The 25,705-nt window shown below is 44.1% G+C and carries 23 protein-coding genes; 15 read left to right on the top strand and 8 right to left on the bottom strand.

Annotated features, from left to right (window positions below):
- Together IQQ51_RS14140 and IQQ51_RS14135 are read left to right on the top strand one after the other, a co-directional pair.
- A partial coding sequence (locus IQQ51_RS14140) for a LysR substrate-binding domain-containing protein (RefSeq protein ID WP_228012862.1) occupies positions 1–804 on the top strand: 804 nt, incomplete at its 5' end.
- A 181-nt stretch (positions 805–985) separates the two neighbouring features.
- Positions 986–3,034, top strand: coding sequence for a TonB-dependent receptor domain-containing protein (locus tag IQQ51_RS14135; protein ID WP_193841402.1), 2,049 nt, complete (start codon positions 986–988; stop codon positions 3,032–3,034).
- A 130-nt stretch (positions 3,035–3,164) separates the two neighbouring features.
- Here the strand turns inward: IQQ51_RS14135 and IQQ51_RS14130 are convergent, their stop codons facing one another.
- Positions 3,165–3,908, bottom strand: coding sequence for a class I SAM-dependent DNA methyltransferase (locus IQQ51_RS14130; RefSeq protein WP_029235856.1), 744 nt, complete (start codon positions 3,906–3,908; stop codon positions 3,165–3,167).
- A 133-nt stretch (positions 3,909–4,041) separates the two neighbouring features.
- Positions 4,042–5,337 (bottom strand): GGDEF domain-containing protein, encoded by a 1,296-nt coding sequence (locus IQQ51_RS14125; RefSeq protein ID WP_193841401.1) that lies wholly within the window; start codon positions 5,335–5,337, stop codon positions 4,042–4,044.
- A gap of 274 nt (positions 5,338–5,611) precedes the next feature.
- On the opposite strand from IQQ51_RS14125, the gene IQQ51_RS14120 reads away from it, so the two are divergent.
- From IQQ51_RS14120 to IQQ51_RS14085, 8 genes are all read left to right on the top strand, one after another.
- On the top strand, positions 5,612–6,136 hold the full coding sequence (locus tag IQQ51_RS14120) for a GNAT family N-acetyltransferase (RefSeq protein WP_193841400.1): 525 nt from the start codon (positions 5,612–5,614) through the stop codon (positions 6,134–6,136).
- Positions 6,137–6,150: 14 nt separating this feature from the next.
- On the top strand, positions 6,151–6,747 hold the full coding sequence (locus tag IQQ51_RS14115) for a LysE/ArgO family amino acid transporter (RefSeq protein ID WP_193841399.1): 597 nt from the start codon (positions 6,151–6,153) through the stop codon (positions 6,745–6,747).
- Between the two features lie 188 nt (positions 6,748–6,935).
- Positions 6,936–7,592, top strand: coding sequence for a glutathione S-transferase family protein (locus tag IQQ51_RS14110; protein ID WP_193841398.1), 657 nt, complete (start codon positions 6,936–6,938; stop codon positions 7,590–7,592).
- A gap of 508 nt (positions 7,593–8,100) precedes the next feature.
- Positions 8,101–8,679, top strand: a complete 579-nt coding sequence (locus IQQ51_RS14105) for a porin family protein (RefSeq protein ID WP_193841397.1) — start codon at positions 8,101–8,103, stop codon at positions 8,677–8,679.
- Between the two features lie 187 nt (positions 8,680–8,866).
- Positions 8,867–10,120 (top strand): exonuclease subunit SbcD, encoded by a 1,254-nt coding sequence (sbcD, locus tag IQQ51_RS14100; protein ID WP_193841396.1) that lies wholly within the window; start codon positions 8,867–8,869, stop codon positions 10,118–10,120.
- A 5-nt stretch (positions 10,121–10,125) separates the two neighbouring features.
- On the top strand, positions 10,126–13,842 hold the full coding sequence (locus IQQ51_RS14095; RefSeq protein WP_193841395.1) for an AAA family ATPase: 3,717 nt from the start codon (positions 10,126–10,128) through the stop codon (positions 13,840–13,842).
- 232 nt (positions 13,843–14,074) lie between these two features.
- On the top strand, positions 14,075–14,209 hold the full coding sequence (locus IQQ51_RS14090; RefSeq protein ID WP_019823450.1) for a DUF2256 domain-containing protein: 135 nt from the start codon (positions 14,075–14,077) through the stop codon (positions 14,207–14,209).
- A 161-nt stretch (positions 14,210–14,370) separates the two neighbouring features.
- Positions 14,371–15,255 (top strand): PA4780 family RIO1-like protein kinase, encoded by an 885-nt coding sequence (locus IQQ51_RS14085; protein WP_322632753.1) that lies wholly within the window; start codon positions 14,371–14,373, stop codon positions 15,253–15,255.
- A gap of 146 nt (positions 15,256–15,401) precedes the next feature.
- Here IQQ51_RS14085 and IQQ51_RS14080 read toward each other — a convergent pair whose 3' ends face one another.
- From IQQ51_RS14080 to IQQ51_RS14065, 4 genes are all read right to left on the bottom strand, one after another.
- On the bottom strand, positions 15,402–16,142 hold the full coding sequence (locus IQQ51_RS14080; protein WP_193841393.1) for an SDR family oxidoreductase: 741 nt from the start codon (positions 16,140–16,142) through the stop codon (positions 15,402–15,404).
- A complete protein-coding gene (locus IQQ51_RS14075) occupies positions 16,142–17,713 on the bottom strand; it encodes a cryptochrome/photolyase family protein (RefSeq protein ID WP_193841392.1) in 1,572 nt (523 codons plus the stop codon). The genes IQQ51_RS14080 and IQQ51_RS14075 overlap by 1 nt, the downstream gene beginning before the upstream one ends.
- Positions 17,710–19,086, bottom strand: coding sequence for a DASH family cryptochrome (locus IQQ51_RS14070; protein ID WP_193841391.1), 1,377 nt, complete (start codon positions 19,084–19,086; stop codon positions 17,710–17,712). The genes IQQ51_RS14075 and IQQ51_RS14070 overlap by 4 nt, the downstream gene beginning before the upstream one ends.
- A gap of 193 nt (positions 19,087–19,279) precedes the next feature.
- A complete protein-coding gene (locus IQQ51_RS14065; RefSeq protein ID WP_048611969.1) occupies positions 19,280–19,702 on the bottom strand; it encodes a universal stress protein in 423 nt (140 codons plus the stop codon).
- Between the two features lie 235 nt (positions 19,703–19,937).
- Here IQQ51_RS14065 and IQQ51_RS14060 point away from each other — a divergent pair, with 235 nt between their 5' ends.
- The 4 genes from IQQ51_RS14060 (at position 19,938) to IQQ51_RS14050 (ending at position 22,224) form a co-directional block, all read left to right on the top strand.
- Entirely contained in the window at positions 19,938–21,068 is a 1,131-nt protein-coding gene (locus IQQ51_RS14060; protein ID WP_193841390.1) for a PcfJ domain-containing protein, read from the top strand.
- Between the two features lie 24 nt (positions 21,069–21,092).
- Entirely contained in the window at positions 21,093–21,227 is a 135-nt protein-coding gene (locus IQQ51_RS27770; protein ID WP_265584318.1) for a hypothetical protein, read from the top strand.
- Between the two features lie 66 nt (positions 21,228–21,293).
- The gene (locus tag IQQ51_RS14055; protein ID WP_193841389.1) at positions 21,294–21,728 is read left to right on the top strand and encodes a GNAT family N-acetyltransferase; all 435 of its coding nucleotides are present in this window, start codon (positions 21,294–21,296) and stop codon (positions 21,726–21,728) included.
- A 241-nt stretch (positions 21,729–21,969) separates the two neighbouring features.
- Entirely contained in the window at positions 21,970–22,224 is a 255-nt protein-coding gene (locus IQQ51_RS14050; protein WP_017059204.1) for a DUF3297 family protein, read from the top strand.
- A 106-nt stretch (positions 22,225–22,330) separates the two neighbouring features.
- Here the strand turns inward: IQQ51_RS14050 and IQQ51_RS14045 are convergent, their stop codons facing one another.
- Positions 22,331–22,831: a hypothetical protein gene (locus IQQ51_RS14045; protein ID WP_050649996.1), complete on the bottom strand. Its 501-nt coding sequence runs from the start codon at positions 22,829–22,831 to the stop codon at positions 22,331–22,333.
- Positions 22,832–23,007: 176 nt separating this feature from the next.
- Complete coding sequence (locus tag IQQ51_RS14040; protein WP_193841388.1) at positions 23,008–23,724, bottom strand: lipoprotein; 717 nt, start codon at positions 23,722–23,724, stop codon at positions 23,008–23,010.
- Positions 23,725–24,278: 554 nt separating this feature from the next.
- Between IQQ51_RS14040 and glpT the strand changes: the two genes are divergently transcribed.
- A complete protein-coding gene (gene glpT / locus IQQ51_RS14035; RefSeq protein ID WP_052878355.1) occupies positions 24,279–25,652 on the top strand; it encodes a glycerol-3-phosphate transporter in 1,374 nt (457 codons plus the stop codon).
- Positions 25,653–25,705 lie beyond the last annotated feature (53 nt).

The following is a 25,705-nucleotide window of genomic DNA, read 5'->3' as shown; positions in this document are numbered from 1 at the left end:
TCTCTGCAAAAACTGCGTACCGTTTTCAATGATGACCTACTGGTGCGAGCGGCTTATGGCTATGAGTTAACGCCAAAAGCAGAAGCCATTAAGCAAGATCTCAACTCAGTGCTGACACGTTTAGAAAAGCTGGTGCATGGCGATGTATTCGAGCCGCAAAGTAGTGACAGTACGGTTCGCTTCTTTGGTTTAGTGCCTAATGTCGCGCACTTGTTGCCGAAGGTAGTTGCGGAGATACGCCAACAAGCGCCGAACATGATTGTTGATATCGACTCGATTCCTAAACGACACTTTGAGCCTCTGTTATCCGGTGATGCGCACTTTGTGTTGTCGACCCATGAGCCGTTAAGTTCAGAGCAAAATTTGTATCGAATGTTCGTGATTAGCCGCGATTACCGTTTGTTGATGAGTAAAAACCATCCTTTGGCGGACAAAGAGATCACCGTTGATGACTTGTTGAATAGCCAACTTGGTCAAATCTCACTGCAAGGGGATAAGAAGCTCTCGATCGAAAGTCGATTTAAAGATCTTGGCTTGATTGATAAGCAGCGCCAACTCTCCATTCCAATTCAGCTTTCCAATTTTAACGTCGCGCCGGATATGGCAGAAGCAACCGACATCATCTTTCATTTACCGACACCTTTTGCTCAACAAGCCGCTAAGCAAAGAGATCTTGTTTGTAAACGCGTGCCTAAAGCGTTGCGCCACCCATCAGAAGACGTCTACTTATACTGGCATAAGCGCTTTCATAACGACCCGATGTGTCGCTGGGTTCGCAATATATTCAAAGAGCTTTATACATAATTCATCTGCAAGGTGAATGAAACTTATGAATGTCTATCTAGTTGAATATAGATCTCATTCGTTATTTGAATGGTGAATAGCGAGAATTGATTTTTGGTATGAAACTTTCGTTGATAAGAATGGTAGCTGGTTGTTTAATGCAAACCATTATCATTACTAATCACATATAAGAATGAATATCATGTCTGAGAGATCTCTTTTGATTCGCAAACCCCTTTCGATCGCAGTCGCTGTTATTTGTACCTCACTTTCAGCTAACGTGTTAGCGCAAGAAGAAGCGCAAGCAACAGATGAACAAATGGTTGTTACGGCAACGCGTACCGAGATGGCACTAAAACAAGCGCCAGCTTCAATGTCGGTTATCACCGCGCAAGACATTGAAGACAGCCCTGGTATTACCTTGGCTGACATCGTTGCTGAATCAACGAGTGTTGAGTCTGATTTTGATAGCACACGTGCTGGCCGTCAGATGATCTCTATTCGTGGTATGGATTCAGACTACACACTTATCATGGTGAATGGCCGTCGTCTTAGCTCGGCGAGTGCCATCATCCGCGGTAACGACTTCGACCTATCAACTATTCCTGCTGATTCAATTGAACGTGTTGAAATCATCCGTGGCCCAATGTCTGCACTTTACGGTTCAGATGGTATGGGCGGTACAATCAACATCATCACTAAGGCTCCAGAAAATGATTGGAGCTCTACACTGAGCATGGACTCGTCATCTCCAATGGATGGCAACGGTGGCCAAGAGCAGTCTGTTGGTTTTACTACTTCTGGTGCGTTGATTGAAGATGAGCTGTTTGCTCGCCTTTCTGTTAACCAAACAAGCCGTAACGCATGGCAACCATATTCCGGTTACCGTACAGACAAAGTTGATGGCCAAGATGTTGTTACAAATCGCTCTGATATTACAGCATTAGAAGAAAGAGATACTTTAAGTTTATTGGCGAGTCTGTCATGGCATGCTACCGATAATCAAACTATCGACTTTGATTTTGGCTATAGCGACGATGAACGTGATTCATTAGCTGAAAGCCTAACATCTGTTATGGAATCTGACACGCGAGTTGTGCGTCAGAGTCAAGCGATTACACACAGTGGCTTTTGGAGCTGGGGTGATACACAAGTGCGTTACTCTCGTGAAAACGTGACTGACCATGATGCTGCAGATTCTGACGAAATTTACAGCAGTGATATTGAAGAACTGACACAAATAGTAGAAGCCTCAGCGACGACTTACCTTGGTGATAGTCATACCGTTACTTTTGGCATGGACTACCAGTTAAGCGAGCTTACAAACAAGGAAAACCTGTCGAGCGGGTCATCAGAAGCCTACCAAGGTGCCCTGTTTGTACAAGACCAATGGTTAATGACGGATCAACTAACGGCAACCATTGGTGGTCGTTTAGATAAGCATGAACTGTACGGTGAAGAGTTCAGCCCACGTGTGTACTTGGTTCATCAAACAACGAATGACCTGATCATCAAGGGTGGTGTGGGTAAAGCATTTAAAGCACCAACATTGACTCAAAATCAGACAGACTACACAGTTAATAGCTGTAAAGGCGTATGTGATTTACATGGTAATGAAGATCTTAAGCCCGAAACCAGCTTGAACTATGAGGTCGCTGCGATTTATAGCCAACCTCGTTGGAGTGTTGAAGGTGCCTTATTCCGAAATGAAATCAACGACCTAATTGATCGTGATGAAACCTATTGTGAGAACGGCGGAGTGTTTGAATCGGGTAAAGGTTGCGCTGATAGTTCAAGCTCAACTGGCTATGTGAATGGTAAGCGTACTTATACAAACGTATCAGAGGCTGTAGTTCAAGGTGCTGAGCTTACAGGCCAATTCCAAATTACTGATGAATGGGGTGTGTCTGGTAATTACACATTCTTAGACACTGAAGATAAGTCTACTGGTGAAGAATTACTTGAGCGTTACAAGCATTCGGGTTTAGTTAAACTGAACTGGAGCCCAACTTACGATCTAAGTACCTTCGTGAGTGCGCGTTACCGAGGCGAACGTCAGATCGAAAGCGACCTAACTCAAGACGCTTACACAACGCTGAACCTAGGTGCTGTCTACAACGTGAATGCTTCAGTACGACTACGTGCAGGTATCACAAACTTGACGGACGAAGCTGTATCACAAGAGCTAGAGAGCATGGGTTATGTTGAAGAGCCACGTACTTACTACGTAGGTATGACTGCGGACTTCTAATCGAGAGTTCGAACTCTGATAGCTTGATACAAAAGAACCCACACTGGCTGATGCTCTAAAAGGAGAGCGGCGAGTGTGGGTTCTTTTTTTGATCTATAGGTTTGGCTTAACTCGCCACGTATCTATTTATCTAGATTTTGACACATGTGATCAGCGCATTGCCGGACTGAGTATCCCAAGGAATCAGCTTGTCGTAATCGTGCTCGAAGATATTAACCTCGAAGTAGGGCTTCAATATCTCGATTAACTCCTTAAACGAGAATGCCACCATTGGGTGTTCATCATTCCACACTTGAGTTTCACCAGCAGTCGTCTTCTCGATACTAAGCTTTAGCGCTTGCTTATCACCCTGACCAGAGTAATACCAACCAGAACGGAACGTGAAATCGTCTTTGTCTTGGTTTGTTGTGTGTCTAACAAACAGGTCGTTGCTGATCTTGTCTTTATCAACCACGTTAAAACAGAAAATACCTTCTGGCTTCAATGCGCGATGCACACTTTCAATACACTCTTTAAGTTTCTCTAGGCCATCGTTGTAATGGATTGAATATAAGAAACAAGTGATAAGATCGAGTGGTTCCGTGACCTCAAAGTTACTCATGTTTTGTACTGAGAACTTGGCTTCCGGGCATCGAACTTCTGCGATATCTAACATAGGCTTGTTAAGATCTAGGCCACCGCTTTGGTAACCAAAATCAATAAAATGACGAACGTGTGGGCCAGTGCCACAAGCTAAATCGAGGTGTGTTTTTCCTTCATTTCCAAAGATTTGATGGAGCCTACGTACGCAGTTACTTTGCGCTTGGTAGTCAATATCTACACACATTAAATCATAGTAACCGGATAGGTCGGTATAGAGTGCGTTGGCGGACATATTTGCCTGCAGCATAAGCTGAAAAATTAGGGTGGCGCATCATATACCGAAATTGGGAAATCGCAATCAAATATCGATCAATATAGGCGCTTTAATTCTTGGTCGCTGTACTTTCATTATCTGTTGGCTGGCTTCAAGCAAGAGCTTCCTGGCAAACCACATCATCATTGATAGAGATCTGGTTTTTCCCACTTGTTTTTGAACGATAAAGTGCATCATCCGTCACCCGAATTAGCGTGTTAATGTTGTTGGGTGAGTGACACATACATCGGTTGGTGATGCCAATACTGACGCTCGATGTAAATTGACGGCGATTGAATCCAACAAAAGTATGCCTATTAAAAGCACGGCAGATACGTTCGCCTATGACTTGGGTATGCTCAGGTTTCGCGTTGGGAATGAACACAATAAACTCTTCTCCGCCCCAACGTCCAACTACGCCATTGAGTAATTCAACGTGCGTTTTAATGGAGTCGGCTAGGTGTTTAATGACAGCATCACCAACACTGTGACCAAACTGATCGTTTATTAATTTAAAGTCATCAATATCAATCAGCATACAAGACATTTCTATTTGCTGATTCATTGGCTTCTTTATCCAATCATAAATGGCGCGGCGATTGAGTACCTGCGTTAAGTCATCATGCATAGCGCGGTGCAGCAACTCTTTTTCTAACAAGACCTTGTCTGTGACTTCTTCGAGAATCACTTGAATGGCGTCTTCACCTTCCCAGTTAATCACGTTGTCATAAATATTGAAGTATTTATAGCTGCCATCAAAGCAATGGTTGGATACTACAGAGCTGAAGTTGGGTGTATTGCCATTGAGAATGCTCTCGCACCGCCTGATGGCATTTGAATGCTGTTCTTCAGGAATGATTGAAATGATTGAGTCCATCGCAAGTACTTGCTCGATAGATTGGGCACCTTGTTGCTCAACCCAAGCTTGATTAACCATCAAAGGTTTGAAGTTTCGGTGGATCAAAATACCTTGTTTCGATGTACTGAGTAATTTTCGATACATGAGATCTGTTTCGTGGCGTTTACGCTGCGCCTCTAACATTGATGTGATGTCAATGACGTGTACTTCAAGCGCAGGTTTGTTATTCAGTTCAATGACATGTGATAAACAAAATATGGAGATATTGCGACCATTAGCTGGAATGTCCGTGTACAATTTTCCTTTGTTAAACTTGCCTTTTATTGCCTCTAGGTAGCGTTTTTTGGCTAGGTTTTGGTAATTGTCAGGAACTAAGGCATACACAAATTCAACATTGTGTAATAACTCATCGCGGTTTCGATAACCAAAGATTTGGGCGATCTCGTTGTCGACATCAATAATTCGATGGTTTTGAAGTGTCATCCGCCCTTGTGCCGAGTCGAAGTTTTGGCTGGGCATAGTGGTGGTTAAATCTAGTTGAATACTCATATCGGCCTGACTACTTATTCGTTAACTGAAACAGGTGTTGCTCCCTCGCTGCTGCGACCTACGGGCTTTGTGGCAGGCTTTTATCACGAGACTAGATAGGAAAAATATGGTATCTAGGTAAATCCAGTGTGACATTAATAATTTTATGATTAATCAGTAATTTTACTGATTCAAACCGAGTTCTTGAAAAGGAAACAATTCAGGAAAGTAGGCCAGTAATTAAAGCCAAATCACTCAAGCTAAATAAGCGAACCAAACAAGGAGAGTTGGGACAATGACATCAGCAATAAATGCACAGGGTTCAATGGAAAATGGAACAGCGTTGGAAAGCAGTACTTCAATAGAAATTAAGCTTGATGACTTATCTGGTGGGGAAGTCATTGAATTGCTTGAAGAGCACCTTGCCGATATGTACGCAACTTCGCCAGCCGAAAGCGTCCATGCACTGGATCTAGATGGGCTCAAGTCACCAGAAATTACCTTTTTCAGTGCTTGGAAAGGTAGTCAACTGCTTGGGTGTGTCGCCATTAAAGAACTCAATACCCAACACGCTGAATTGAAATCGATGAGAACCTCACAGTTTGCTCGAAAGTCAGGCGTTGCTAGCCAACTTTTACAACACGTGTTAGATACAGCGGCCATTCGCAAGTATCAAACAATCAGCTTAGAGACAGGCTCAGAAGATTACTTCAAGCCAGCACGTAACCTGTATGAAAAGTTTGGCTTCGGATACTGTGAACCCTTTGCTGATTATGTGTTGGACCCGCACAGCCAGTTTATGCGTATTGAGTTGCGTTAAGAGGCTAGCTTTAGATGTCGACTTACTTTGCAGGTTTTTCCCTTGGCCTTTCGTTGATTCTTGCGATTGGCTCTCAAAATGCGTTTGTTTTAAAGCAAGGGCTTAAGAACCAACACGTATTGGCAGTTTGTGCTGTATGTGCCATTTCTGACGCCTTACTCATTAGCTTTGGCGTGACGGGCTTTGGCGCCATCGTTAAGCAGTTCCCACAAATTGAGCAGTTCGCCCGTTATGGTGGCGCTATCTTTTTGGGTGTCTATTCATTCTTAAGCTTCCGTTCTGCATTTACTGAAAACCACGCCTTAGAAGCCACTGTTGAAACCAAAGACTCGTTAACCAAAGCGCTTGCGATGTGTTTGGCGTTCACTTGGCTTAATCCGCATGTGTATTTGGATACTGTGGTATTGCTGGGTTCTATCTCAACGCAATATCAACCTAATCAAATGTTGTTTGGCGCTGGTGCCGTATCGGCGTCGTTTGTGTTCTTCTTCTCACTTGGATATGGCGCTCGCTTCTTGGCTCCAATGTTTAAGAACCCGAGAGCGTGGAAGGTGTTGGAATTTGTCGTTGGCGTGATCATGGCATCCATTGCAATATCTTTGATCGTTTAGCCGCTCGTATTTAGGCATTCAAGCGCATTGTCGAAAGTGACTACTTAAAGTTCCTATCTAAAGTGATTGCCTTTAATTATCTCCGCATTTAATTTTTTCCAAAAAAATGGAATTATTTTTCGTCTTTCGGTTTTGGAGTTCGTCTTAGGGGTACAAATACAAATTAATGACCTAATTCGGAGTCAACCATGATTAAACTTGTTAGCTTTAAAAACTGCCCATTCGTTCAACGTGTAATGGGTGCTTTGGTAATGAAAAATGTCCCATTTGAAATTGAATACATTGAGCTAAATAATAAACCTCAATGGTTCCTAGATATTTCGCCAAACGGACAAGTGCCAGTCTTGATTACAGAAAATGACACGGTTCTTTTTGAGTCAGATGCAATTGTTGAATACCTAGATGATAAATATGCGCCGATAGAAGAAGTGTCTGCCGAGCAAAAGGCACTGGATCGTGCTTGGTCTTATCAGGCAAGCAAACATTACATGCCGCAATGTGGAACCATGGGCAGTAAAGATAAAGAAACATTTGAGACGCGTTTAGCAAACCTTCAAAAATCCTTCCAAAAGGCCGAGAATAAATTGGGTGGCAGTGACTTTTTTAAAGGCAATTATATCTCTAATGTCGACATCGCTTGGCTACCACTGTTGCACCGAGCGTCAGTAATCAAAGAGGGCTCAGGCTTTGATATGCTTGAAGGCTTCCCGAAAGTACAGAAGTGGCAAGCGGCGCTGATTGAATCTGGCTTGACCGATAAAACCGTTCCTGCGGACTTTATTGAGAAGTTCAGCGGTTTCTATTTAACGAATAACTACTTGGCTAGTCTTGCTGACGCTCGTTAATAACATGAATTAAATTGAAATATATTTTAATAGCAGACCGTTCTAAATAAGCACTTTCCAAAAATAAAACTCATTCTTCTCTTTATATCTTTTATTGGATAAATTGAGAAACAGGGTCAGTTTTTATATTTAGGCATGAAGATTCAGGTTGTTTTTGAGAGCGGATGAAAATTTAATTAGCTCGATAACAATCTGATTGTAATAAGTTTAATGTTGATGATGCTCCTGTTTACTATCAGGTTTATTCGTACTTTAGTGCTCGTTACGCCTCAGGAAATACAACTGTCTCATAAATAAGACTTGATTAAATATCTATGATTGTTCGTTTGATGACCTAAAAATCTTGTGGTACTTTCTCATTCGCTCCGTAAATGAACAGTGTTTTATTATTCATTTGGAGTTGCTTATTTAATTTATTTTAAACAGTAACGCAACAGGTGAAATAGTGTCGGAAACTATTGGCTGTTGGTCAACGTTGCTGTAGGACAGACAAAAAAAGGGTATTTTCATGCTTAAATCATCATTTCTATTGGGCCTAGTTGGCTTGGTTTCACTTCCTACATTTGCTGCTGGTATTGAGGGTGGTCCATACATTGGTGCAGGCCTTGGTGTGTATCAAGACTCAGATACTGATGGCGGAGGCAATTTAGATGCTGAAAGCATGGGGTACAGCCTTTATGGTGGTTACCAATTTAACCGCATTGTAGGTATCGAACTTGGTTACACGGATTACGCTGACTACGAAAAATTTGGCACTAAGCTTCTTTCACCAACATCACTTTCGGTTGCAGCAAATGTAGGTTACACCTTCGATAACTCAATCCGTCCATTTGTATTGGCAGGCTTAAGCTACGTTGATCTAAATTCAAGCAACGGTGCTTTCTACGGCGATGATTCAGGTGCAGGTTTCCGCTTCGGCGTTGGTGTGGAATACACCCCAGTAGAAAACTTAACACTTCGCCTGATTTCTCAAGCAGATGCAGTAAACATTGAAAACTACGCATACATCAATGGGAACAAAATACGCCTAAGCAGTCGAGACGTGGTATTTAACACAGTAACACTGGGTGCTTCTTACAATTTCTAAGGCGTGTTGAGCCGCGAAACTGCCTATAGTTGATACGAAAGCCGCTCTGATTATGAGCGGCTTTTTTGTAGCTATAACTTATGAGACGTTCAAGCGTAAAATTAGTTGGTTTTCACAAGCTTATAAAAGGGAATTATGTCGACTATTTTGGTAAATTAAAGGCATTACATACTTCTAGTGAGCAGCAATGAAGATTCTTCACACGTCCGATTGGCACCTTGGCCAAAACTTCTACAATAAAAGCCGTAAGAATGAACATGAACGGTTTTTACAATGGTTACTTGAGCAAGTTACAGAGCACGACATCGACGCGATCATTGTTGCTGGCGACATTTTCGATACCAGTACTCCTCCGAGTTACGCTCGTGAGATGTATAACAAGTTTGTGGTCGATTCGAACAAGATCGGTTGCCAATTGGTGTTATTAGGTGGAAATCACGATTCAGTCTCTGTGCTTAAAGAGACACAACAGCTGCTCAAATACATGGGCGCAGACGTGATTCCAAACACCAATGAAGATCATGCGACTCAGGTTGTTGAACTAAAAGGCAAGAACGGCGATGTAGAAGCGCTGGTTTGTGCCATCCCTTTTATTCGCCCTCGCGATGTGTTGACCAGTCAGGCAGGTGTCACCGGCGTTGAGCGTCAGAAGCAACTTGGTGATGCGATTAAACAGCACTACCAAAGTGTTTATGATGCGGCGGTTGCTAAACGTGCGACGTTTGAAAACAGCGAGCACATGCCGATCATCGCTACGGGTCATTTAACGGCGATGGGCGTCCAACAATCAGATTCGGTGCGTGATATCTACGTCGGCAACCTTGATGGTTTCGCCGCTGATGGCTTCCCAGACGCAGACTATATCGCACTGGGTCATATCCATCGCCCACAAGTGGTGGCAAAGCGTGAATACATTCGTTATTCAGGCTCTCCAATCCCATTAAGTTTTGATGAACTTAAGTCTCAGAAACAAGTGTGTGTGGTTGAGTTTGTTGAAGGTGAGCGCACCATTTCTCAACTGCCTGTTCCCACATTCCAACCTCTAGCTGAAATCAAAGGTGACTTAAGCGAGATCGAATCTCAGCTGAACCAATACATAGGTTTAGATAGCGACCAAAGCGTGTGGTTATCAATAGAGGTGCAAGCGCAAGATTACTTGTCGGATCTTCAAGAACGTATGCGCGCACTGACCGAAGGATTGAACGTTGAAGTGCTGCAACTGCGCCGAGCAAGAGAACGCCGTAACCAAGCTTTAGAGCAAGAGTCGGCAGAAACGCTGTCAGAATTGAGCCCGATGGACGTGTTTACGAAGCGTATTGCCTTAGAAGAGTTTGAAACCGATTCTGAAAAAGCGCGTTTAGAGCGCATGACGGTGAAGTTTAAACAAGTGATGGTTGAAGTATCTGAGAGCGCTCAAGCGCCAAACAAAGTAGAAGAGTAACCAGTATGAAGATTTTAAGCCTAGAATTTGAAAACCTGAACTCTTTGAAAGGGCGTTGGAAGCTCGATTTCACCCAATCACCGTTTGCAGAAAATGGTCTGTTTGCGATTACTGGCCCAACAGGGGCGGGTAAAACCACTATTCTTGATGCGATTTGTTTGGCACTGTTCCATCGCACGCCGCGCTTAAAGAGCATTGCTAAAGGCAACAACGAATTAATGACGCGTGGCACGGGTGAGTGTTTTGCTGAACTGGAATTTGAAGTGCAGGGCAAAACGTATCGCTCTAACTTCCACCAAAAGCGAGCGCGTGGAAAACACGATGGCGCATTACAAACGCCAACGTGTGAGTTTGCCGATGCTGACACCGACAAAGTCTTAGAGACCATGCTGACTAAGAAGACCAAGTTGGTGGAGCAGGTAACCGGTCTCGATTTCTCACGCTTCACTAAATCGATCATGTTGTCTCAGGGTGAGTTTGCGGCGTTCTTAAATGCCAATGCTAACGACCGTGCAGAGCTACTTGAAGAGTTGACGGGAACCGAAGTCTATAGCCTGATTTCAGAGCGTATCTACGATCATTTCAAGTCGAGTGAAGAGTCGCTTAATCACCTTAAAGCGAAAGCTGAAGGGGTGAGCTTACTCTCTGAAGAGCAAATACAAGAGCTGACCGCAGAGCGTGAAACGTTAGAAGTCGAACAGAAGCGTCTAGCCGAGCAATTAAAAGAGTGGCAAGCGCACCTAAGCTGGTGGAAAGACGTGACTAAAGCTGAGCAAACTATAGCGACCAGTGAACACGATTTTAAAACCGCTCAAGATGAACTAGACCGTAATCAACCTTCATTAGAGCGCTTGGCAAACAGTGAACCGGCTGAAAAGCTGCGCCCAATGCACAAAGATTTAAAGCGTTGCGAACAAGAGGTGAACACTACTCAAGCTCACCTAGATAACAGCACCAAGTTACTTGCCGTTCGTGATGCAGAGAAGCAAGACGCGCAAACTAAACTGACTCAAAGCAGTGCGATTGTCGAACAGGTAAAAACCGAGCAACAAGATCAAGAGAAGATCATCGATCTTGTCCGTCCGCTCGATAACCAAATCGCCGTACTCAAAGATAAGCAAACTGCGGCCGTTAATGCAGCGAATACGCTAAACGAGCAACATACGCAGCAGCGTAATCAACAGATTGTTTTAGTCCAAAAAACAGATGCACTGAAGCAACAAGATCAACTCAGCACTGAGTACCTATATACGCATCAAGCTGACCAACATCTGGAAAAATACTTAGGTCAGTGGCAAGCAAAGGTCGAGCAAGTTCGTACCCTCGAGCGTCAACATGCAGAACAACTGAACTCAGCGAAGCAAGCCTTGTCTGCGGTTGATGCTCAGCAAACGATCATCAAATCTGCGCAAGACGCGAAAACAACGCAAGATAAGGCCTTAGCTAAATTGGTTGTGCTAGAGAGTAGTGCAAAGCAACAGTGGGAAGCATTGCAAGGCAACACCAGTGAGCAAGTGCTGAATGCGCAAAAAGATCTGTTGGAGTTTTGGAACCGCAATACGCACTCATTACTCGAGATCAATCGTGGTTTCCTAAATGCCCAGCAACAGCTGCACGTGAAAACACAGGCACATCAAACCAACACTCAGTTGGTCGACAAGCTTTCGAAAGAGCGTGAAGTGTTGGTGGAGCGATATAAAGAGAGAGAGACTTCGCTTGAACGATTAACGCGTTTGATTGATCAAGAAGGCGAATTAGCAAAATACCGTGCAGCTCTAGAATCTGGGTCTGAATGCCCATTGTGTGGTTCAACAGAGCATTCGATTGAACAGTCGCAAGATATTGCAAATTTGGTTGCTCAAAAAGAAACGGAAAACCTAGAGCTAACGGCTATAAAAAAAGAAGGCCAAGAGCATCGTCAGCAATTAGATTCTCTTGCCCCTATGATTGCAGCGCTGAACGATGACATTCAACGTGCGCGAGCGGATATTCAGCAGGCTCAAATGAATTGGCAAGGCGTTGTCGGCAAGCTTCAACAGAACTTATCGGATTTCGTTGACACGGCTCCTGAACTGGCGCTGCTAACGATTAACGATTTAGGCAATGAACCTGCCGTCGCGACCTTTGCACAGCAGTGTGAACTTCTACTAAGTCTGAACGCGCAGCAACTCAAAGCGTTGGCTGATGCTAAAGCGCATTATGCCGAAGCTGAGAAACAACGCCTGTCTGTAAGTGTTATGGCTGACAAGGCGCAATCTAATCTCGAGTTAGCCGAGCAACGCTTAGCGGATCTGAATAAGCAAAACCAAGTCGCAAACGAGCAAGTGACTCAGATAACTCAAGCGAAAGAGCACCAATGGAGTGCTTTGAAAGAGAGCATTGTTCAAACGGCTATCGAAGCGCCTGAATTAGAACATATCGATGATTGGTTTACTGAGAAATCACAAGCATCAAGCATGTGGCAGCAAACTAAACAGCAACAGGCCGATATTGAGAAGCAACTGATTACTCAAAATGCCGAATTGAAAACCTTAGACGACAAGCTAAGCAGTGTTGAGAAAGAGCTCGCGACACTGACTCAACAGAGTGAGTCTTTAGTGTCAGAACTTACTCGTGTAACGGCTGATAGAACAGAGTTGTTTGGTGACAAAGACATTCAAGCCACCAGCAATGCGATGAAGCAAAAAGTCACTGAAGCGGTAAATGCATTTGATGCCGCTCAGTTGGTGCTTAACCGCTGCGAGCTGGAACATCGAACTGAGCAAACCAAACACATTAGCTTCTCTGAAGAGTTGACCAGCAATCAGTCCAGTCACACACAAGCGTCGAATGCTTGGTTAGATGCACTGAAAGCTAGCCCATTCGAAGATGAGGTACATTTTGAAGCGGCGTTGTTAGATGAAGAGGTTAGAACTCAACTTCAAAGCCTGAAGAAGTCTTTAGACGAAGCGATTGTCAGTGCGCAAGCTAGGTTGAACACCGCCAAAGCGGCACAAGTGGAGCTACAAAACCACGAAAATGCGAAAGCATGGCAAGAGCAAGACCAACAGCAAGTTGAAGACGCGACTACTGAGTGTCAAAACGCACAACAAAGCCATGCGACAAAGATCGGTGCAATTTCTGCCAATCTTGAAACCGATAACCAGAACCGCAGTAATCAGCAAGATTTGTTCAAGAAAATCGACGAGCAACAGGTCGAGTTTGATGATATCTCACGTCTTAACTCACTTATCGGTTCTAAGAACGGCGATAAATTCCGTAAGTTTGCCCAAGGTTTAACGTTGGAAAACTTGGTGTATCTGGCGAACAAGCAGCTACAACGTTTGCATGGTCGTTACGAGCTAAAACGTAAAGCCGACGATGGTTTAGAACTGCAAGTGCTCGACACATGGCAGGGCGATGTGATGCGTGATACCAAGACGTTATCAGGTGGCGAAAGCTTCTTAGTAAGCTTGGCGTTGGCATTAGCGCTTTCTGATCTTGTGAGCTACAAAACCAGTATTGATTCTCTGTTCTTAGATGAAGGTTTCGGCACGCTCGATAGCGACACATTGGACATTGCTCTAAACGCGCTGGATAACTTGAATGCATCAGGCAAGATGATTGGTGTCATTAGCCACGTTGAAGCATTGAAAGAGCGAGTACCCGTTCAGCTTAAAGTGACAAAACACTCTGGTTTAGGTGTGAGTGAGATGGAAAAGCAATACAAGGTTGTGACTTAGATTTAGCTGTATTCATTATCGTCATTCCCTAAAGTGAGGTACGAACGCAATAGGGAATCCAGCTTTGCCATTGATACAGCAGATCCCCGACTCAGTCGTTCCTCCTTCTCGAGGATGACGGAGTCGGGAGTTGTCATAAATCACTACGCCGTCATTCCCTAAAGTGAGGCACGAGCGTAATAGGGAATCTCTAGTAAACGAAGGAAGTGGACGCATCAAGAAGGAAACGGCTATGCACAAGAAGCCCCATTTACCGACTAAGACATGTCCTGTGTGCCAAAAGCCTTTCGCATGGCGTAAAAAGTGGCAGCGCTGTTGGGATGACGTGATCTACTGTTCTGAACGTTGTCGTCGTAATAAATCTTAGTCTCATACTTTTGAACAGATCGGGTCATTCCTCATGATCTAAACCCATTAACTCCTATATTTCCTTCCTTTGTCATCATTTTGATGATCCTTTAATCGTTTCGTCATTCATTTCTCAAGTTAATATTTCTATCTGTAAGATAAGTGATGTATAAAGGCGGCATGAAGATACCTAAAAGAATACAGCCTTTAGTTGACGATGGTTTAGTCGACGAGGTGACAAGCCAACTCATGAGTGGCAAAGAAGCATCGGTGTACATTGTGCGCTGCGGCGATACGATCCGTTGTGCCAAGGTATATAAGGAAATTAGCCAACGCAGCTTTAAAAAAGCGACCGCGTATCGTGAAGGCCGAAAAGTCCGAAATAGCCGCCGTGCTCGAGCGATGGAAAAAGGCTCTGGATTTGGTCGTGAGCAACAAGAAAAGGTTTGGCAGAGTGCTGAAGTGGATGCCTTATATAAACTGGCAGAAGCGGGTGTTCGTGTGCCTGTCCCTTATGGTTGCTTTGATGGCGTGCTACTTATGGAACTGGTCACTGACGATGATGGTTATGTTGCGCCCCGTTTGAACGATGTCGTGATGTCAGCAGAGCAAGCGATCGAAGACCACGCTGTGATGATGACTTACGTAGTTAAAATGCTGTGTGTTGGTTTGATCCATGGTGACTTGTCTGAGTTCAACGTATTGGTGGATCAGTACGGCCCGGTGATTATCGATTTACCACAAGCGGTTGATGCTTCGGCGAACAACAACGCTGAGTGGATGCTGGCTCGTGACATCAATAACATCCGTGATTATTACGCTCAGTTTGCTCCTGAATTGGCGAAAACCGAGTATGCCAAGGAAATGTGGGCGCTGTACGAGAAAGGCGACTTAAAGCCAGACAGCAAGCTAACGGGTGAGTTTACGGAAACGGACGACTTGGCTGATATCGAAGCCATCATGCAAGAGATAGACGCTGCGCGAATTGAAGAACAACACCGACGCGAGCGAGCGAAAGAAGAGAAAGAAGGTGTCGACGATACCAAGTTCAATTGGGCTGAGTAATCGTGATGATCAGTTTTGATCTTTAGCTAGATATCAACCATACGCCTTAAAAGACCCAGGCGTTCTTTCAAAAAATAACCCAATAGAGCCACAACTCTGTTGGGTTTTCTTTTTTAGCACTAATGAAAGACGGCCAGTCGTATTAACTACCAATGTAACTGCTCGCCATCGTAAGCATAGAAGTGCCCACTTTTGTCCGGTGTGGCAGTGCGAATGATATCGACCAACTGATGGGCGACATAGCTCGACTCAAACAACTTACCTTCAGGGACATTGGTCTGAAAAGGTTTCGATAGAGCCGTGTCTGTTGTGCCCGGATGCAGTGCTAACACAGTGCCTTTCTTAATGGTGCGTTGCCATTCGATCGACATGGTTTTGATGAACATGTTGAGGGCTGCTTTCGATGAGCGATAGCTATACCAACCGCCTAATCGGTTGTCTGAAATGCTACCTACCTTTGCGGATACCACAGCAAATTTTGGATTGTCACTCGTTCTAAGAATCGGCGTGAAGTGCTTTGCCAATAACAAGCTGGGTAGGGTATTCACAGAGATGTTTTTCAGGAAAAATTTAGGGTCGATAGACGACAAGTTCTTTTCCGGCCCAAGATCTGGAGTGTGGAGCATACCCACGCAGTTGATTAACCAATCAAGTTGGTCAAACTCAGAACTCAAGCGCTTGATATCGGCTTCGTCGGTGGCGTCGACTTTGTGCCAGGTCAAGCGATTGTTTTCTAGTTCCGGCTGTTGAGAGTGGTAAGTCGCGTCTACATGCACATCAAGAAAATCAAACCGAGAGAGCTCAGATAATAGGTGTTTAACCACAGCGAAACCAATACCGCCGCTCCCACCGACCACCAATATGTGTAATCTGAGTTGCTCCACCATTATAAGTTCTCCAAGTTTGTGATTCGTTGTTCAGCGGTATCGAGAATCGCTTGTTGAGATTGCTCATCCATGTTGTCCCAAGAGCGATATAACATGCCCATACGTGGGTTGCGGTTTAACGCATCGCGGTGTTGGCTCATAAAGCGCCAATACAAGCTATTGAAAGGGCAAGATTGCTCGCCGCTGCGTTCTTTTATCTTGTAGTGACAGCCTTTGCAGTAGTCACTCATGCGGTTGATATAGGAACCGCTGGCAGAGTATGGTTTGGTTCCGACGATCCCGCCATCCGCAAAAAGTGCCATACCTCGCGTATTTGGCATTTCAACCCACTCAATCGCGTCGACATAAATGCCGAGGTACCAACTGTCGACTTGGTCCGGGTCTATGCCTGTGATTAAACAGAAGTTGCCAGTGATCATTAACCTTTGGATATGGTGCGCGTAAGCAAACTCAAGAGACTGGTCAATCGCATGCTTCATGCAGTTCATCTTGGTCTGTCCGTCCCAAAAGTAATGGGGCAGGTTGTTGTTTGCGGAGTAATGATTTTTGTTGGCGTAAGCAGGCATATTCGCCCAATAGACGGCGCGTATGTACTCTCGCCACCCCAATATTTGGCGTACAAACCCTTCGACCTGTGCAATGTCGATGCTTGGTTTATTTGAAGAGCTGTCTCGATGACTGGATGATTGGTAGGCCGACAGTGCTGCATCAATCACTTCTTTAGGACTCAGCTGTTTACTGTTCAAAGAAAACGAAATACGGCTATGATACAAGCTCCATTTAGAGTCGTGCTCTGTAGTCATCGCATCTTGAAACTGTCCAAATAACGGTAAGCAGACTTGGCAGAAATGAGCGAGCAAAGACAAGCTTTGTGCGCGGTTGACCGGCCATAATAATTGGCTACCGACTTGACCAATGGTTTGCACTTGGTGACGTTCGATACGCTGCAAAATATCGGTTATGTCATTGGTAAACATCAGAGGCTGAGGCAGGTTTTCGATGTCTTGTTTCTTGAGTTTCTTTCGATTGTCCGCGTCGTAATTCCATTTGCCACCAACGGGCTTTCCGTCTTCTAGCAAAATGTCGAAACGCTTTCTCATTCGGCGATAGAAGTGCTCCATCATGATGTGTTTGTCTTTCGGAAACTGTTGTTCGATCTCTTCGAATGGAAAGAGGAAGTGCTCCGTATCACAACAACCTTTGGTTGCATTGGTCAGCTTGAGGTTGTTCATCTGCTCTAAAAGGCGATATTCATCTGGCCTTTGATATTCAAACTTCTCTGCGCCGAATTCGTGTACATAGTGCTTTAGAAGTGAATCTAGCTTTTCAAATTGCGTGGTATCGTCAAGAGTTAGGTGGAGTACTTGATGGCCTTGTTCTTTTAGTTCGTCAGCGAAGTAACCCATCGCACAGAAAAACGCGGCCACTTTTTGAATATGAGAGGCAACATAATCCGTTTCTTGTTTGAGCTCAGCAATGATGTAAATAACGTCATCGTTAACCTGTCTAAGCCATGAATGTTCAATGTTGAGTTGGTCACCTAATATAAGTCGTACCGTTTTAAAGTTCATAATGCGTCCTGGTTTGTTAGGCTTGCTGTGACTGCGTTACCGCCAGCCCATTGATTGATGAAGGCATGGTCTGGGTCGTACATTTCAGTCTGCTTGGCTAAATCAAAATGGTGTGATTTAGGCTGTGATTGGTTTTTCGTCTGGTTGTTGCGGGCTGGTTGATTGAGAGCCCCGGCGATATAAGCCCAATTTCCCCAGTTAGACGCCACGTCATAGTCTACAAGCTGGCTTTCAAAATAGGCTGCGCCGTGTCGCCAGTCGACGCCCAACTCGTAAATCAAACAGCTTGCGGCTAACTGCCTTCCACGGTTAGACATGTAGCCAGTCGCATTAAGTTGGCGCATACATGCATCGACAATCGGGTAGTTGGTTTTACCGCCCTTCCATTTGGCAAAATTAAGGTTTGCCGATGGATTACTATTCTCTGTTTTAACGGGGTTTATGGGTGAGCCCGTAAATAGCGATGATTTCAACGCCATGCTTTTCCAATAAAAATACTCTCGCCACAACAGCTCGAAATAGATCCAGTAAGTTGAATCATTGGAACCATGATGCGACTCAAATCGTGCGAGGTGTCTGCAGATTGTTTTCGGTGAGACACAGCCTAATGCGAGCCACGGTGAAAACTTGGTCGAGTTCTCGATGCCATCCAATGCATTTCTTGTCTGTTTATAGCGGCTCGCGTAATCGTGTGAGAAGTAGCGTTCGAGATGTATTAATCCCGAGGTTTCACCGCCTTTAAAGCTTTGCTCGCTCGCCAAATTACCCTTCGTAAAAAGGGAGGCTTTTGAGTGACAGTGTGATGTTTTCGTTAGGTCTGGTGCTGGTGGTAAGTTCGTTATGGTCAAACTTTGTGTACCGACAGCCAAGTGTTCGATGAGTTTTCGGAATTTGGTAAACGAGCGGGGTAACTTGTCTAACGTAAAAGGGAAGTCATCGAGCTCAAACAGAGTCGAGTTATGAGATTGAATCGCAGTTAAGTTCGGGCAGTCAGCCAACGTTGATTGCACTAGCTGTTGCTCGTCGTAGCCACAATGAACATTTGCAAACAAGTGAGTGACGTTTAGAGCAGAGATAATCTCGTTGAGCGAGTCTTTAACGTTATCGCTTTTATCTTGGTCCTGTCTAAGGACGACGAGTGACTGTTTTAGGTCGCTCAGGTTAGCTTTAAGATCGCTTATCGATTGTGAAATGAAAGCTGTACGGTGAGCGCCATTTTGTTGTTCTTGGGCGAACTGTGAAGAGTAGTGAGACAGAACCGGTTCAACGACGACACAAACGAGCTCATCGACGATTTGGCTTGCTTGGTAAAGTAGCGCATTGTCGTTGATTCTTAAGTCGTTTGTAAAAAGATACAGACCAATCTTTTTCATTACTTCCACTCGGCGATTTGTTAATTATTAGACGCTTACGAGTTGATAAGCTGACAAGATCACAAATGACTACTCTAAGTGGGTAATAGCAGATTTCGGTCAGGATGAGTGTGTTGAAGAGGATATCAAGCCAACCAATAATACCGATAGAGGTTGGCAATGCAGGCTATTTTTGAGTGTCGAACTGCAGCTTCTATTCCATAGGAACAACGAGAATATCGATAGGAGAAGTATCGATGATCTGTTTAGAATGGGAGATGAGCTTATGCCAAAAATCATGGTGATGGCCACACAGCAATAGGTCAACACCGTTTGCTTCGATGGCATTTTTGAGCTTGTCGTTCAAGTCACCCGTTCCCACGAAAATGTGCTTGATTGGGTGCTTGGCGTACGCCTCAAACTCTCTCAAATGCTTAACGGCATCTTCATTGATGGGTAAATCACCGTCATTTCCTTGAATATCAACGAGTTCTGGATAAATCTCTCCATGCGTACCATCGATATAAACAAATGAAATGCCCGCTTCTAGTTTATCAGCGAAGAAGGTCGCTCTATCAATGAGAATCTTGGTGTCGTCAGACAGTTCAAGTGCGACCAGAATATGTCGGTAATCCATAATTAAAGCCTCTTGTTGTGAGTTATGTAACAAGCATAGTTTCTGTTGACGCAAATGATATCGAAGAGATCTCATATTGCGTAAAATCATCATTCAATGTTCTTCTAAGCACTATCGTATTTATATCGCTTTGATTGATAAGAAATTTACAGAAGGTTGATATAGTGGTTGAAGCGCTAGCTTATTCTGATAGATAGGCTTGATAGTTCAATGCGCTAATAACGAAGAGGCATCAATGACAGCACTACTAACCATTCCCACGCGAACATTAGGTTTCGACTACGATATTGAGATCCGAGACTGGTCTCAAAAGCTGGTCGGCTTTCATGTGTTTGAAGATGGTAGACGACCGCTTGATGGGGGCATTGGGCTGAGCCTCAACCTTGTTGAACAGTTTGACGTGAATGGTCGTTGGTTAGACTCATTGCCTGCGCGCTATCGTGAAATCACCGACGACTTTCCAGAATACCAATACCAGATGTTGTGGCTTGCTGCGAATACTTATGAAGCCGCGCAATTGCTTGAATTAAGGCCTGTTATTTTGGCTCTCATCTGCATGAAATACAGTGTCGATAATCAGAAAGCATTGGCACTGAGTCGCTTAGGGCAGAAGAAGATACTTGCTAAGTTGGGTTTAGACAGTAGCAAGGCGACACTCAAATTCATCGACAAGCTAGAGCTTCATTACAACGTTGGTGATGAACTCGACCACATTGTTCGCATTCTCGAACCACTGCAAAGACGAGTTCTTAAGTTTAAGCACTACTCAAAAGTTGGATACACAGCCCTGCGTTTGGACCAAGTTCATCCATTTCTAACTGGTAGCCGATTAGGGATTGCAATGGTGGAAGAGGGCAGACTTAATGCACCGTCGAAGATGGCGATGTTCCAAGATGCGATATTGCTAGGGCAAGATTTGGAGATGGATGATCCACTGCGCGCGATTACCAGCCAGAACTCATTCGTGATGTTTGAACAACTTCATGACCGCTGGACGGAGCAACGCCAATTACGTCGCTTGGAGGGTAATCGCCCAATGGATAAAGACATCCCTTATCCCGTTCCTTTGCTCGGTAATGACAACATTCATCCGCTCACTGATTATTACGATCTTGAACACGAAGGCATAGAGCAGAAGCACTGTATTGGTGTGTATCACAACCGAATCATGAGCGATCGCTATGTGGTGTTCCGCATGCTCAAACCTCAGCGTTTAACCATAGGTTTACGTCGCGTCCCGAGCAAAGCATTTCCATTTGAAATAGACCATATCTGCGGAATACGAAATGCTCCTCCATCAGAATCCGCTCGCCAAGTGATTCACGACTGGTTGGAAGCGAGTAAGCAGAAGTATCCTAAGCAATAACCATGAAGTAGAAGGGATAGCAGGATGTATCAACAAGGAGATTTATGCCCGCATTGTGGTTTGATTATTGTCATGCCAACAGATTCGCAAGCCGAATGCTTAGGGTGTGGTGAAGAGATCAATCAAGACCCTGCAGACGATTACGACGAAGAAGAGTAACTTTACCTACACTGATATAAACCAAGGCTAGGATGGCCGTATTAGCCCTTCAAAGGATGGAAAGACATGCAGAAAGTAATCTTTAGAAATTGCGATGAAAGCTCGCCATATTGGAGTGAATTAGAGCGCTTGTTTCAAAGTGAATGGTCTGATTTCAAGTTTAAAGATACCTATAAAGACTGCGTACAACTCCCTCCAGTAATAGTAGTACTTCGCGATAATGTGGTCATTGGTGGCTTGGCATATTCCCATTTTCAGGAACCTCATCAAGTGCGGGATGTGGTTTGGATTAATGCTGTTTATGTTGATACTCAATGGCGCGGTCAAGGTATTGCGAGTGAACTGATTAATCGTGGTGTCAGACAAGTATCTTCTGCAGTGCAAACTCAACTCTACGCGTACACCAATATCATGGGACTCTACCAAGGGCTAGGTTGGTCAGTTGTCGATATCGAATCAGAACCGAACCATAAAGTGATGAGTATTGAGCTTAATCGATAAACTAAGATTAAAGTCAGATATTAGGTTATCTGCCGTTTGAGTGATGAACTTCTCCCTTTCATCTATAACGCATAAACCTGTTAAATTTTCGTTGGAACTCATGTCGATATCGCCTTTAAATCAAACAACTAGCTGTTGATTAAAACGATCAAGACGATTTATTGCAGCAGTTGTTGAGCACAAAGCCTATATTGACTAGAATGACGCACTTTTTTTATTTACGTACATACAGGTAATGAACATGAGCGATACTAATTCAAGACCAGCTTTACCAGATCATCTTGCAGGTAACCCACGCAGCCCACACCACGTTGCTGAGTGTTTCGAATACCCAATCGGCATTCGTCTAAATGGTAAAGAGCGTACTGATGTTGAAGAATACTGCATCAGCGAAGGTTGGGTTAAGATCCCTTCTCCAAAAGCGCTAGATCGTTTTGGTCAGCCAATGCTTATTACTCTAAAAGGCACGGTAGAAGCTTTTTACATCGACGCATAATCACTTCGTGTAACTCGATCATATCGAGCCACCAAGCGTTATTACCTAAAAGGGTCTAGAGAAATCTAGACCCTTTTTGTTTTTCAAATCTATTGAGCTATTACCTTTACCAAGCGATACCTGCACCAATCGAGAACTCCAAATCTTCACCTTCTGCTTTATCGAAACCTGCGGTCACAACAAAGCCACTGTCCATAATGTAGGTTGCATCTAAGCCACCAACTTGTTTGGTTGAGCTGTCAGAGAACTCATGGCTATCTATAGTGACGTCCGTGTGGGTACGCTTAATCCCGTAACCTGGGGTGATGTACAAGTTTTCGGTGATACCAATCGGTGCTTGAAACTGATATTCGTTGTCGCGTTGCTTGTATTCGTACGAGTCTTCATCTTCGTTATAAGCTGAGCGGGTAAACTCAATGCCATAACCTATGCTTCCCGGACCGCGATATTTGATGTAAGAAGCAGACCAATCTCTCCACCCACGTTCAGCCGATAGACCAAATGTAATCGCAGTTTCTTCTTGGTTTTGTTCATAGGCTTGTGCGTTAGACATAGTGAACAGCAAGACAGCGGCTAATGTCAGAAGGGGAAGCTTTTTGATGGTCATTGGATCTCTCGCTTATGTATACAAAATATCGGCAAATTCACACTATCGAATGCCAGTAGATTAGTAACCTAGTCCGGATCTTCCTTGAGCTTTTTAGTTGTGTTTTCTTGGTTGTGCTTGAGCGGCATCCTCTTGGATTTGAGGATGCCTTTTTGATATGGGATTGGTGATAAGTATTACTTCAAAGTACGTAGCTTATTAACCTGCATTTTTGCTCGCACTTTGGTGGCTTGCGCTTGCGACGGTAAGTTGTCTTTGACCTTGTTTTTAATGTCTGCGACAGGGATGAAGTTCCACTGACCGTCGTGATACTTAACTACAAAAGTCTCACGGTTCATTTCTTCACGGAACACCCAAACACCATCGTCGAGACGCTTAAAGTCACCAACTACATTGCCGTTAGTGTCTCGAACTGTCCAAAAGGTGTAATCATCGTCCGCATAAGTGATGGAATCTTTTTGGCCAGAGATCATCTTGTCTCCAGAGCTAACCGTCACATAGTTGTCACGAATGATGATTTCACCAACACGTTTATCATCCACGTAGATGCTGTAGAGAGTGTGCTCGTCGCTAACCTGCTCTCGAACGGCTGAGACATGTGCATCGCTGTCATCTCGGTTAAAGAAAGGAATGTCTCCCAACTCAGGGATATGAACAAAACCTAAATCAGCTTGAGCGATTTTGTCTTTAAGAGTAGGAGCATCATTGCCATAGTTCGGATCTGGATTCTCATAGTCACCATCGTTATCTGAATCGTCTAGTCCAAAACCTGGGTCAATATTTTCGAAACCATAGTCGCCATCAAATTGAGGTTGTGCTGGTTCTGAACCACCGCCAGATGAACAACCTGCTAAAACAGTAGTAAGAACGAGTGCGATAAGTGATTTGTTCATGATATTTCCTAACGTTTGTTGAATTCGTAAGATGCTCACTGACTAACCTCACTACTAGGTGATGGGTACACGCCTTGTGTATAGACATTGCTGCATCGCTTGAGATGTACAATAAACAACCTGCCTAGTTCGATAAATAAACGGAAAGAAATACAAAACATCACCATTGGCTATGTATTGTTAGTTATACGCATTGCTGATGGCGATGTACGACTTATCTATTCACATTAATTGGGCGCAAAGAGGTTGGTTCTGTTTACAATTGTTTAACTTAATTGCATATCCTTGTTTGAAAGGTTCGATATTTGCTCACTCGAAAGGTGGTTTTCTGTACAAGCGAACTCAGCACTGAAGAACAACACCAACAAAAATATGAAGCGCAGTCTAATTAAATGAAACTAATATGCTGTATTTAAAGTTATTTTTTGTTAATAACTACCTCTATCACAGAAATTAATCCTGAAGCACATACAATTCCCTTGATTTCGAATGAGCGCTAAATTTTTTCGTTCGAGCATTTTAATTCTTCCTTCGCCCAATAACATGAGGTTCCTATGTTTGGAATATTCAAACCTATGGCGCATATCGATCGCTTGTCATCAGATAAGATTGATAGCACCTACACACGACTACGATGGCAGCTGTTTCTCGGTATCTTCGTTGGCTATGCGGGGTACTACTTAGTCCGTAAAAACTTTAGTTTGGCGATGCCTTATCTCATTGAACAAGGTTTTAGCCGCGGAGAGCTAGGGGTTGCATTAGCGGCGGTATCTATCGCTTACGGCTTATCTAAGTTCTTAATGGGCAGTGTTTCTGACCGGTCTAATCCTCGTTACTTCCTCAGCGGTGGCTTGTTAATGTCGGCACTGGTGATGTTCTGCTTTGGCTTTATGCCTTGGGCAACAGGCAGCATCACTGCGATGTTTATTCTGCTGTTCTTGAATGGTTGGTTCCAAGGTATGGGTTGGCCAGCTTGTGGGCGAACCATGGTTCACTGGTGGTCACGTAAAGAACGTGGTGAGATCGTGTCGGTATGGAACGTTGCTCACAACGTGGGTGGCGGTTTGATTGGTCCAATGTTCTTGTTGGGGCTGTGGGCTTTTAACGACGATTGGCGAACCGCTTTTTATGTTCCTGCATTTTTTGCCACTCTCGTTGCTATCTTTGTTTGGTTTACCGTAAGAGATACGCCTCAATCTTGTGGGTTACCACCGATTGAAGAACACAAAGACGATTACCCAGACGACTACGATACGTCTCATGAGAAAGAAATGACGGCGAAAGAGATCTTCTTCAAGTACGTTTTCTCTAACAAGCTGTTGTGGTCAATCGCGATTGCTAACGCGTTTGTTTACCTTATCCGTTATGGCGTACTCGATTGGGCTCCGGTTTATTTAAAAGAAGCAAAAGACTTCTCAGTAGATAAATCATCATGGGCTTACTTCCTGTATGAGTGGGCTGGTATTCCTGGCACGTTATTGTGTGGTTGGATTTCAGATAAGTTATTCAAAGGCCGACGTGCACCAGCAGGTATCTTGTTCATGGTGCTAGTGACAGTCGCTGTATTGGTATATTGGTTGAACCCAGCAGGTAACCCAACGGTTGATATGTTGGCATTGGTTGCGATTGGTTTCCTTATCTATGGTCCTGTAATGTTGATTGGTTTGTATGCACTGGAACTTGCACCTAAGAAAGCAGCGGGTACAGCTGCTGGTCTAACAGGTTTGTTTGGTTACTTAGGTGGCGCGGTTGCTGCGAACGCAATACTCGGCTTTATGGTTGACCATTACGGTTGGGATGGCGGCTTCATTATTTTGGTCGGCGCTTGTGTGGCTTCAATCATCTGTCTGCTTTACGCCTTCTTAGGTGAGCGTGCTCACCATAAACAAAAAGATCTCGAACGAGAGAAAGAAGCGCTAGCTCAGTAGTGTATTTACTGAATCACATCTATAAATAACAACAGAGGCAGGTATATCCTGCT

It is taken from the genome of Vibrio sp. OPT18, from assembly GCF_015163615.1.
GTDB lineage: Bacteria > Pseudomonadota > Gammaproteobacteria > Enterobacterales > Vibrionaceae > Vibrio > Vibrio coralliirubri.
The sequence above is the reverse complement of the archived record's forward strand: the minus strand, read 5'-3'. Positions and strand labels throughout refer to the sequence as shown.

What these genes read in the sequence shown, in the direction of transcription:
- IQQ51_RS14135 (WP_193841402.1), top strand. Translation starts at nt 986, where the DNA reads ATGTCTGAGAGATCTCTTTTGATTCGCAAACCCCTTTCGATCGCAGTC.
- IQQ51_RS14130 (WP_029235856.1), bottom strand. Translation starts at nt 3,908, where the DNA reads ATGTCCGCCAACGCACTCTATACCGACCTATCCGGTTACTATGATTTA.
- IQQ51_RS14125 (WP_193841401.1), bottom strand. Translation starts at nt 5,337, where the DNA reads ATGAGTATTCAACTAGATTTAACCACCACTATGCCCAGCCAAAACTTC.
- IQQ51_RS14120 (WP_193841400.1), top strand. Translation starts at nt 5,612, where the DNA reads ATGACATCAGCAATAAATGCACAGGGTTCAATGGAAAATGGAACAGCG.
- IQQ51_RS14115 (WP_193841399.1), top strand. Translation starts at nt 6,151, where the DNA reads ATGTCGACTTACTTTGCAGGTTTTTCCCTTGGCCTTTCGTTGATTCTT.
- IQQ51_RS14110 (WP_193841398.1), top strand. Translation starts at nt 6,936, where the DNA reads ATGATTAAACTTGTTAGCTTTAAAAACTGCCCATTCGTTCAACGTGTA.
- IQQ51_RS14105 (WP_193841397.1), top strand. Translation starts at nt 8,101, where the DNA reads ATGCTTAAATCATCATTTCTATTGGGCCTAGTTGGCTTGGTTTCACTT.
- sbcD (WP_193841396.1), top strand. Translation starts at nt 8,867, where the DNA reads ATGAAGATTCTTCACACGTCCGATTGGCACCTTGGCCAAAACTTCTAC.
- IQQ51_RS14095 (WP_193841395.1), top strand. Translation starts at nt 10,126, where the DNA reads ATGAAGATTTTAAGCCTAGAATTTGAAAACCTGAACTCTTTGAAAGGG.
- IQQ51_RS14090 (WP_019823450.1), top strand. Translation starts at nt 14,075, where the DNA reads ATGCACAAGAAGCCCCATTTACCGACTAAGACATGTCCTGTGTGCCAA.
- IQQ51_RS14085 (WP_322632753.1), top strand. Translation starts at nt 14,371, where the DNA reads ATGAAGATACCTAAAAGAATACAGCCTTTAGTTGACGATGGTTTAGTC.
- IQQ51_RS14080 (WP_193841393.1), bottom strand. Translation starts at nt 16,142, where the DNA reads ATGGTGGAGCAACTCAGATTACACATATTGGTGGTCGGTGGGAGCGGC.
- IQQ51_RS14075 (WP_193841392.1), bottom strand. Translation starts at nt 17,713, where the DNA reads ATGAACTTTAAAACGGTACGACTTATATTAGGTGACCAACTCAACATT.
- IQQ51_RS14070 (WP_193841391.1), bottom strand. Translation starts at nt 19,086, where the DNA reads ATGAAAAAGATTGGTCTGTATCTTTTTACAAACGACTTAAGAATCAAC.
- IQQ51_RS14065 (WP_048611969.1), bottom strand. Translation starts at nt 19,702, where the DNA reads ATGGATTACCGACATATTCTGGTCGCACTTGAACTGTCTGACGACACC.
- IQQ51_RS14060 (WP_193841390.1), top strand. Translation starts at nt 19,938, where the DNA reads ATGACAGCACTACTAACCATTCCCACGCGAACATTAGGTTTCGACTAC.
- IQQ51_RS27770 (WP_265584318.1), top strand. Translation starts at nt 21,093, where the DNA reads ATGTATCAACAAGGAGATTTATGCCCGCATTGTGGTTTGATTATTGTC.
- IQQ51_RS14055 (WP_193841389.1), top strand. Translation starts at nt 21,294, where the DNA reads ATGCAGAAAGTAATCTTTAGAAATTGCGATGAAAGCTCGCCATATTGG.
- IQQ51_RS14050 (WP_017059204.1), top strand. Translation starts at nt 21,970, where the DNA reads ATGAGCGATACTAATTCAAGACCAGCTTTACCAGATCATCTTGCAGGT.
- IQQ51_RS14045 (WP_050649996.1), bottom strand. Translation starts at nt 22,831, where the DNA reads ATGACCATCAAAAAGCTTCCCCTTCTGACATTAGCCGCTGTCTTGCTG.
- IQQ51_RS14040 (WP_193841388.1), bottom strand. Translation starts at nt 23,724, where the DNA reads ATGAACAAATCACTTATCGCACTCGTTCTTACTACTGTTTTAGCAGGT.
- glpT (WP_052878355.1), top strand. Translation starts at nt 24,279, where the DNA reads ATGTTTGGAATATTCAAACCTATGGCGCATATCGATCGCTTGTCATCA.